9 protein-coding genes are annotated in these 5,598 nt (G+C 56.9%); 4 read left to right on the top strand and 5 right to left on the bottom strand.

Translation table 11 applies throughout. The features are described from left to right. The 3 genes from CW267_RS29450 to CW267_RS29440 form a co-directional block, all read right to left on the bottom strand. Positions 1 to 1,007 (bottom strand): aldo/keto reductase (locus tag CW267_RS29450; RefSeq protein ID WP_101148708.1); only part of this gene is annotated, 1,007 nt, incomplete at its 3' end. Between the two features lie 20 nt (positions 1,008 to 1,027). Further along, positions 1,028 to 1,591 (bottom strand): NAD(P)H-dependent oxidoreductase, encoded by a 564-nt coding sequence (locus tag CW267_RS29445; protein WP_100781235.1) that lies wholly within the window; start codon positions 1,589 to 1,591, stop codon positions 1,028 to 1,030. Positions 1,592 to 1,593: 2 nt separating this feature from the next. Continuing rightward, complete coding sequence (locus CW267_RS29440) at positions 1,594 to 1,902, bottom strand: superoxide dismutase (protein ID WP_004151785.1); 309 nt, start codon at positions 1,900 to 1,902, stop codon at positions 1,594 to 1,596. A gap of 138 nt (positions 1,903 to 2,040) precedes the next feature. Here CW267_RS29440 and CW267_RS29435 point away from each other — a divergent pair, with 138 nt between their 5' ends. Next, on the top strand, positions 2,041 to 2,940 hold the full coding sequence (locus CW267_RS29435; RefSeq protein WP_012540606.1) for a LysR family transcriptional regulator: 900 nt from the start codon (positions 2,041 to 2,043) through the stop codon (positions 2,938 to 2,940). Positions 2,941 to 3,109: 169 nt separating this feature from the next. After that, positions 3,110 to 3,385, top strand: coding sequence for a hypothetical protein (locus tag CW267_RS29430; protein ID WP_100781236.1), 276 nt, complete (start codon positions 3,110 to 3,112; stop codon positions 3,383 to 3,385). A 3-nt stretch (positions 3,386 to 3,388) separates the two neighbouring features. Here the strand turns inward: CW267_RS29430 and CW267_RS29425 are convergent, their stop codons facing one another. Together CW267_RS29425 and CW267_RS29420 are read right to left on the bottom strand one after the other, a co-directional pair. Further along, complete coding sequence (locus CW267_RS29425; RefSeq protein ID WP_012540607.1) at positions 3,389 to 3,961, bottom strand: DUF1349 domain-containing protein; 573 nt, start codon at positions 3,959 to 3,961, stop codon at positions 3,389 to 3,391. A gap of 18 nt (positions 3,962 to 3,979) precedes the next feature. Continuing rightward, on the bottom strand, positions 3,980 to 4,273 hold the full coding sequence (locus CW267_RS29420; RefSeq protein ID WP_008806398.1) for a YciI family protein: 294 nt from the start codon (positions 4,271 to 4,273) through the stop codon (positions 3,980 to 3,982). Positions 4,274 to 4,492: 219 nt separating this feature from the next. Here CW267_RS29420 and CW267_RS29415 point away from each other — a divergent pair, with 219 nt between their 5' ends. Together CW267_RS29415 and CW267_RS29410 are read left to right on the top strand one after the other, a co-directional pair. Beyond that, complete coding sequence (locus tag CW267_RS29415) at positions 4,493 to 4,822, top strand: metalloregulator ArsR/SmtB family transcription factor (RefSeq protein WP_008806397.1); 330 nt, start codon at positions 4,493 to 4,495, stop codon at positions 4,820 to 4,822. Positions 4,823 to 4,874: 52 nt separating this feature from the next. Then, a partial coding sequence (locus tag CW267_RS29410; protein ID WP_264755093.1) for an ArsB/NhaD family transporter occupies positions 4,875 to 5,598 on the top strand: 724 nt, incomplete at its 3' end.

Below are 5,598 nucleotides of genomic sequence, written 5' to 3'. Positions count from 1 at the left end.
ACCTGATGATGGTCTTTGGCTTGCGGCGTGTTTTGCGCCATCACGCCTGTGAGAACGTGCGGCTGGTAGGCCTCTTCCAGATAGCGGATCTCCTCAGAACTGAGCCGCAGGTTCACGGCGCTGACCGCACCGTCAACATGGTGCTTTTGCGTGGCGCCGACCACCGGGGCGGTGACTTTAGTCAGCAGCCAGGCCAGCGAGATTTCGGTCATGGAGACCTGATGCCGTTCGGCAAGTTCGGCGACGCGCGCAATAATGATCCGATCCTGCTCTGCCGTGCCGTCGTATTTCCCCCGGGCATAATCATCTTCCACCGCTCGCCGCGTGTAGCCTTCTAAACGCGAGAGACGGCCGCTGGCCAGCGCGCTATAGGGGGTCATGGCGATATTATCTTCTGCGCACAGCCCGAAGAGTTCTCGTTCGTCTTCACGCATAATCAGGTTGTAATGGCTTTGCATGGAGACAAAGGGCGTCAGCCCTTCGCGTTCAGCAAGGGCGTTCGCCTTCGCCAGCTGCCAGGCATAGCAATTGGAAATGCCAATCGCGCGCACCTTGCCGGCGGTCACGGCGGTGTGCAGCGCCTCCAGCACGTCGATAACCGGGGTGTTGTGATCCCAGATGTGGTAGATGTAGAGGTCGATGTAGTCCATCCCGAGGTTTCGCAGACTCTGGTCGAGCGAGCGGGCTATCGCCTCTTTTCCGCTGATCCCCTCGGCTATCTGGGCAGCGGTTCGTGGCAGAAACTTGGTGGCCAGCACCACCTCCTCGCGTTTTGCCATCTCCCGCAGCGCCCGGCCAACGTACCGCTCACTGGAGCCGTTCTGATAGGCGATGGCGGTATCGTAAAAATTGATGCCCTTTTCGAGGCCGTAGCGAATGATGTCCCGGCTTGCTGTTTCGTCCAGCGTCCAGCGATGCTGGCCCGTCAACGGATCGCCAAACCCCATACATCCCATGCAGATGCGGGAGACCAGTAAGTCACTTTTACCGAGCCGGGTATACTGCATCGTTATTTTCTCCCTTTGGGTTATTCCACCAGAGTTTTCAGCTGCGCGATCAGTCTGGCCGCGTGCTCCCGGGCACGCGCTTTTTGCTGGGCGATTTTGTCGGCATCCCGGTCGGCGTAGCTGATGCCGCAGGTATAAACCGGCGCCAGCAGCTCAAGATTGCACAGCCTGGCCGTGGTCTCGAAAGGAAGGAGGTACTCTTCAATGGCGTGGCCAAAGAAACCGTCAGTAGTGTAGAGCGCTTGCGGCGCCCCGGTGGTGAAAGAAAGAAGCAGTTTTTTACCGCCCAGTTTCGCCGTTGAGCCGTGAGCAAAGCCATGAACAAAAACCTCGTCCAGCCACTGTTTCATTAACCCGGGCAGCCCATACCAGGAAAAAGGAAACTGCCAGACAATCACATCGGCCCTGAGCAGGCTTTCCTGCTCTGCGCTGATGTTGATGTTGCCGTGCGGATAGAGCCTGTCCAGACGGCGGATTTCCGCGTCGGGCAGGGCGGTCGCCACTTCGTCGAGGATGGTGGCGTTGGCGATGGAATGGTTGAGGTCCGGATGTCCGGAAACGATAAGGATATGAGGCCTTTCCATCGTTACTCCTGATGTTTAAATTCGGCTGAGAAGAGATTTTCCCAGCTAATAAACGAGCCGAGTGGAATACACTCGAAGGTTAATAAACCCGCTTTTGCCAGCGGAAATTCGGCCATGACGTTATTCGCCTCTTCCACGGTGTCGCATTCGAGGAAAATAGCGACGCCGGGTCGGTCCTGACGGAAATAGATGTCGCGGATAAAGCCAGACTTATACAGTCCCCAGGCATGCAGGGCTTCCGCGGTAAGGTGCGGCGCATAGTGTTCCAGCGTCGCGCCGGGCGCGGGAATATCCAGACATAAAATTCGCATCGTTGTCTCCGGAAAGTCGTTATTAGCGGGAAGAGACAAAAGTATACGAGCCCCTGGTGGCGAAGATTAGGCGGTCATTGACTTAAGAATATTTAGCCTGTACTTAATAATCAGTCGAGGTTGGCTTAAGGAGATGCTATGAATAACGCGCTTTATAATCAGATACGCATTTTTCAGAGCATTGCGCGCGAAGGCACTATCTCGGCCGCCGCAAGGAAATTAGAAATCACGCCGCCCTCGGTCAGCAATGCGCTCAAGCTGCTGGAAGAGCACATCGGTCATCCGCTTTTTGTGCGCACTACCCGGCGAATCGAGCTGACGGAAACCGGGCAACAGCTGCTGGAGCAGACTGCGGCGGCGGTGGAGGTTCTGGAAACATCGCTGGAGAGCCTCCGCGACCAGAATCAGGAACCCTCCGGAGCAGTGAGAATAACCCTCTCGCGCTTTGCCTACCTGCTTATTTTGAAACCGGCGATGGCGGCATTTTGTCAGCAATATCCGGGGATCCAGCTGGAAATATCGGTCTATGACGGTACCGTCAATATTATTGAAGAACGATTCGACCTGGGGATCCGCTTTGGCGATATTCTCGAAGGCGGAGTGGTCGCCCGCCCGTTAATGAAGCCGTTTCGGGAAGGGTTATATGCCTCCTCAGCCTATCTGGCCGAATATGGCGTGCCTGCGGTGCCCGCCGATCTCAACCATCACCGGCTGATTGGCTATCGCTTTATTACCAACAACCGCATCCTGCCGCTGATCCTCAATGACCACGGCGAGCAACTGACCGTCGAGATGCCCGGACAGTTAATCAGCAATGATATTGACGTCATGGCCGACGGTATCCGCCATGGACTGGGGATTGGCCGCTTGTTTGAACCCATCTGGCGGCTACAGCCCGATCGTGAACAGTTTCTACCGGTGATGGAGGACTACTGGAAAACCTATCCGCCGGTTTATCTCTATTACCCGAAAAACGCGGGCAGAACGAAAAGGGTGAAAGCCCTGATTGATTTTCTGATAGCGCATACCGCGGAATAGAGGTTATTTGCGTGCGAAATGTCTGAAGGCACCGGCCCTGTCTTTCTCTCAGCCTTAATCCTATACTCCCTGCGGATAACGCGTTTTTATCGCGGTGCATTTTGCCGTGCAACGGCTCATCCCATCGTCAACGCGATGGACGGGGAATATCAATAAGGGAGAGGCAGCAATGGGCAGACGCTTCATGGTCTGTATGTTCGCGCTGGTGGCGTTTTCGGCCAGTGCAGCGCAGGGCGTTCACGGTGGCCATAACGGGCAGTCGGTAATAGCTGGCGCCGACGGCGGCAACGGTTCGAACGGCGGCAATAGCGATAATTCCTCGGGTCGGGCAGGGTGCCCGGGCGGCACCGATCCCGATAAGCACGGCCATTTTTACCTGCCCGGCACCCGCGAACCCTGTAATCCCGGGCCCCAGGATGCAGAGAAAGTCGGGTCTTCCCGCTAGCGTTCAGCTCAGATCGTGCAGCGCTTTGTCTGATGGCGGGGAAAGCTGAATATCCTGAAACTCAACCGCCAGTCCCCCGCGCTCCGGTGAGCAGCACATGACGCCCGCTTTGACCGGGCCTGGCGGAAAGTAGCCGAGCCGCAGCAGCGGCCAGCGCTCGCCGTCGGTCGAATACTGCAGCCTTAACGCATCGCCCTTGCGGGTCAGCCGCAGCCAGAAGGTGCGCGGGTCGCCGGGAAAAAGCCCGGTGGCCCAGTCGGAGTGGGTTAGCGTCAGTACGCTGCCGATGGCCGGGGCATCGTCATTGAATTCAATCCCCGCCTTCAGCCAGGTCTGCTCGTCCGCCATCATCATTAGTCCAGCCTGGTCGTAAAGCGTGGTGAAATCGGCACATATTTTTGCCTGCAGGGTAAAATCACCTTCCACCTCAGTAGCATAAAGATGCCCAGAGAAACGCTCGAAGCCATACCAGGTATGGCGCCAGAAGTCGGTATGCTTATCGGTGACCACCGTCAGGCCGTCGGTATCGCGGCGCCACTCGGCAGGTTCATTGATCCAGTGAAAGGACGGCTGCATTTTTCCTCCGGGATACGCTTATAACAGCGACTGCAGTACGGGTGACGCCATGCTGGCCTCAAAGGGAATAATCTCGGTACGGGCGAGACCCAACTGCTGGAAGGGATCCTGACTCAGACGCGATTCCAGCATTTCCCGGCTGGCGCATTTCGCCAGAATCACCCCGCCGGTGCGGGGAAGGCGGCGGCCGGAGGCGAGAAAGAGGCCGTCAGCATAGCCTTTTTTGAGCCATTCGACGTGGGCGGGAATGGCGTCGTCCACCTCTTCGAGCGGTTTTATATACGTTAAAACAACCACATAAAGCGTACTCATCCTGAAAACCCTGTCAATCCGATGGGATCGCCAGCCTGACACATTTCGATGAGGGATAAAAGAAAGCGCGGTATTTTTCCGTGCTATTGCGCAAGGGAGGGCATGTAGCCACTCAACGGGGGCTTATCGCAGGCGTGAAATAACACATATGTTTTTACGAATGTATATTGATCTTTATTGGTGGTTCCGTATGCTGTCCGTCACGCTTAAGGAGAAATCATGTCTTTATTGCCCCTGCAACTGTTCAAAAACCTCGCCGATGAAACCCGGCTGGGGATCGTATTGCTGCTCAAGGCGCGTGGAGAGCTGTGTGTTTGCGATCTCTGTACGGCGCTCGCCCAGTCCCAGCCCAAGATCTCCCGCCATCTGGCGATGCTGCGGGAAAGCGGGCTGCTGCTGGATCGTAAACAGGGTAAATGGGTCCATTACCGCCTCTCTCCGCAGATGCCGGCCTGGGCGGCGCAGGTGATTGAGCAGGCCTGGCTCAGTCAGCAGGACGATGTGCGGATGATGGTTTGCAGACTGGCTGACGGGGCGGGTTGTCAGTAAAAATTTTATCTAAACATATCTGTTTTTTCGAATGTGATTGACGGGGGTAATCATGTTGCTGGCAGGCGCGATTTTTGTCCTGACCCTGGTGCTGGTGATCTGGCAGCCGCGGGGTTTAGGGATCGGCTGGAGCGCGGCCTTTGGCGCGGCGCTGGCGCTGGCCACCGGTGGAGTACAACTAGCCGATATCCCGGTGGTGTGGCATATCGTCTGGAATGCGACCGCCACCTTTATCGCCGTTATCATTATCAGCCTGCTGCTTGATGAGTCTGGCTTTTTTGAATGGGCCGCGCTGCACGTTTCCCGCTGGGGAAGAGGGCGGGGTCGTCTGCTATTTACCTGGATTATCCTGCTCGGCGCCGCGGTGGCGGCGCTGTTTGCCAACGACGGCGCGGCGCTGATCCTCACCCCCATCGTGATTGCCATGCTGCGAGCGCTGGGATTCAGCAAGGGAACGATGCTGGCCTTTGTCATGGCCGCCGGATTTATTGCCGATACCGCCAGCCTGCCGCTGGTGGTGTCGAATCTGGTGAATATCGTTTCGGCAGATTTCTTTGCCATCGGCTTCAGGGAGTACGCTTCGGTGATGGTGACGGTCGATCTCGCGGCGATCCTCACCACCCTGGCGATGCTGCACCTGTTCTTTCGCCGGGATATCCCGCCGGCCTGGGATATGGCGTTACTGAAAGCGCCGGTCACGGCGATAAAAGATCCGGCGACGTTCCGCACCGGCTGGGGCGTGCTGCTGCTGTTGCTGGTCGGCTTTTTCGTTCTTG

Origin of the sequence: Klebsiella sp. X1-16S-Nf21 (genome assembly GCF_002837615.1) — a bacterium.
GTDB classification, from domain to species: Bacteria; Pseudomonadota; Gammaproteobacteria; order Enterobacterales; family Enterobacteriaceae; genus Klebsiella; species Klebsiella variicola.
This window is presented reverse-complemented; position numbering and strand designations above follow the sequence as displayed.